The sequence below is a fragment of the Neochlamydia sp. TUME1 genome, from assembly GCF_000813645.1.
Lineage (GTDB): Bacteria > Chlamydiota > Chlamydiia > Chlamydiales > Parachlamydiaceae > Neochlamydia.
The window spans coordinates 1-2753 of the sequence record NZ_JRXI01000065.1 but is presented as its reverse complement, the minus strand read 5'-3'; the positions used below and the strand labels follow the sequence as shown (position 1 = coordinate 2753).

Below are 2753 nucleotides of genomic sequence, written 5' to 3'. Positions count from 1 at the left end.
TGTGAAATCCTTCCAACATTTTTATATTGACGGGATAAAAGGTGATAGGATATAAGGTTCTCTTGCTTAACTAAGGTGGCATGGCCAAGTGGTAAGGCAGAAGCCTGCAAAGCTTCGATCCCCAGTTCGAATCTGGGTGCCACCTTAATTTGTTAGGCTTTCAAGCTCTCTCTTAACTTTAACTCATTTTTAAAATCCCTTTACCTTCTTTCCTCGAGGTATTTAATTTGTTATACCTAGTTGCAACGCCGATCGGTCACCTAAAAGACATTACCTTAAGAGCAATTGAAACGCTGCAAGCCTGCGATTATATCTTATGTGAAGACACTCGTCATAGCCTAATTCTACTTAAACATTATGAGATTCATAAGCCTTTAATTAGCTTTCATAAATTTAATGAAGCTTATAAAGAAGAACAAGTTATACAGGATTTAAAAAACAACAAAACCATCTGCTTAATCTCAGATGCTGGTACCCCTGGTATTTCTGATCCAGGCGCTCGCCTGGTTAAAAGATGCCTACAAGAAAATTTAAAAGTTTTCTCCGTTCCCGGCGCCTGTGCAGCCATAAGCGCTATCTGCATTTCAGGATTGGAGACTAACCACTTTTTATTCTATGGCTTTCTTCCGCGTCCACAAGGCGCCTTAATAAATGCTCTTTCAGAAATTTTAAACCAACCTTTTACCTCCATTTGTTATGAATCACCTGAACGTATTCAGAAGGTATTAGAAGCAATCCATCGTCTAGATGCTCATCGAGAAGTGGTTATCGCCCGAGAGCTGACCAAAAAATTTGAAGAAGTAGTACGCGGAACAGCCCAACAATTAATCGCCCGCCATTTAGAGAAGAAATTCAAAGGTGAAATTGTGTTGCTCATTGCTAAAAATTCTGGTCCTTCCTATGAAGATTGGGACCATCTACCGATTGAAGAGCATGTCTATAGGCTTCAGCAAGAAAATGCTATCTCTTTACAAGAAGCCATCAAACAAGTCGCCACCCTGCGTTCTATCCCTAAACGACAAGTTTACAATAAAATTCATCATCCTAAAAAACTTTAGTTTTTATTTGATTTTTTTACCTTTATACTCTACAGTACCCACTAAAAACTGCTTTATTTAATTAAAGCAGTCCAAACATAAAGGAGAAAAAGTGGTAAAGTTTTCATTTAAAAAAATGATAGCCTCTCTGTGCTTCGTGCCCTGTCTTGTTCTAACACCTACAAGTGCCCACGCTGTGATTGCTAGCGTAAAAACCTTTGGTATGGCAGCTACAGGTATTGCTTACCCTCAAGATGCTCAAGCAGCTGTTTTTAATCCCGCCGGGATGGCTGATGTGGGAGATCGCTATGATCTAGGATTTGAAGTAGCCCGCACCTCTCGTCAAGCTACAGTTAGGGGTAATCTTTCGCCTCTTCCTGGTGTAAATGGCAAATTTGATGCCAATCATAAGGCAAAATATGCTTACAACGGCGATTTTGGTATCAACAAAATGTTGGGAAACAACATGTCGCTAGGCTTAGTTGTTTATAACCGCAATTTTAGCAAGACCAAATATAAACATGCATTACCTTTATTTGGCACTTCTAAAGTGGGCATGGAATATGCTCATGAAACCATTTCCCCTACATTCTCCATCAAATTGCTAGAAAAACATAATTTTGGTGTTTCTCTTAATTATATGATTCAACGTCTATGGGTTCAGGGATTACAAAATTTTGCTAAAGAAGCATTTGGCGTAGGCATTTTCAGCAAATTTCCAAGATATGTGACGAACCATAAATATAGCTATTCGCAAGGGGTAGGCTTTACCTTCGGTTATAGATGTCAAGTGGCAGATAGATTAAGCGTCGGTGTCACCTATCAGCCAAAAACTTACATGAGCAAATTTAAAAAATACAAGGGTTTCCTAGCAGGAAAAGGAAGACTTAATATCCCTCAAAAAATTGGGGCAGGTTTTGCTTGGCGTCTACTCCCCTATGCAACCTTAGCCTTTGATGTGGAATATATCAATTGGCGAAAAGTAAAAGCCCTTCACAGGCCTTTACAGGACAACTTAACTGCTCATAAGCTTGGCGCCCATAACGGTACCGGTTTTGGTTTCCGTGATCAATGGTTTTATCGTTTAGGTATAGATTACGAACTTACCGAATGGTTGATTGTTCGTGCTGGGTATCGTCATACTAGAGCTCCTATCAAACGTTCTCAAACAGCTGTCAATGTTTTGACTGTTGACACCATAGAAGATTACCTTACATTAGGTGCAACCGCTTGTCTTAATTCGAGTAATGAAATCTCGGTATTTTATGGACATGGTTTCAGCCATAAGATTAAGGGTAAAAACTCTATTCCCTCTTCATTTGGCTTAGGAGAAGCCAATATTAAACAGTCTGATAATGTATTTGGCATCTCTTGGGGCCATACCTATTAGGCAAGTTTAGTATTGCTATAAATTAAACACTTAAGGGCTAAAACTTCTGTTTTAGCCCTTTTTTATTTTAATGTCTTTTTTAAATTTTTCTAAGGCAAAAGCTTGCGATCATCTCTAAGAAGGTGTCCCCACACTCCCCTTTTTGATAAAATGAAAGCAAATTCAAAAAAAGGAGGAGCATAATGCGTGAAAGCTATCCTGATGATTGTGCGCCACGAACTTTGACAAGCCAACCGCGGGTTAAAGATGCTGTATAAGAGATTAGGGAAGGCCCCTAGTAACCGATGATTTAGGCATAGATTACAAACCACCTTAAGCTGCATGGA

Annotated in this window: 3 protein-coding genes and 1 tRNA gene; 3 read left to right on the top strand and 1 reads right to left on the bottom strand. The window is 39.2% G+C overall.

The annotated features are described in order from the left end of the window. Positions 1-74 precede the first annotated feature (74 nt). The 3 genes from DB41_RS02885 to DB41_RS02875 all read left to right on the top strand — a co-directional run bounded on the left by DB41_RS02885 (position 75) and on the right by DB41_RS02875 (position 2427). Positions 75-145 (top strand) — tRNA-Cys (locus tag DB41_RS02885). A gap of 82 nt (positions 146-227) precedes the next feature. Then, positions 228-1058, top strand: coding sequence for a 16S rRNA (cytidine(1402)-2'-O)-methyltransferase (gene rsmI / locus DB41_RS02880; RefSeq protein WP_039384069.1), 831 nt, complete (start codon positions 228-230; stop codon positions 1056-1058). A gap of 91 nt (positions 1059-1149) precedes the next feature. Continuing rightward, positions 1150-2427, top strand: coding sequence for an OmpP1/FadL family transporter (locus DB41_RS02875; RefSeq protein ID WP_052243829.1), 1278 nt, complete (start codon positions 1150-1152; stop codon positions 2425-2427). Between the two features lie 89 nt (positions 2428-2516). On the opposite strand, the gene DB41_RS12195 is transcribed toward DB41_RS02875, so the two are convergent. Further along, a partial coding sequence (locus DB41_RS12195; protein WP_039384068.1) for a hypothetical protein occupies positions 2517-2753 on the bottom strand: 237 nt, incomplete at its 5' end.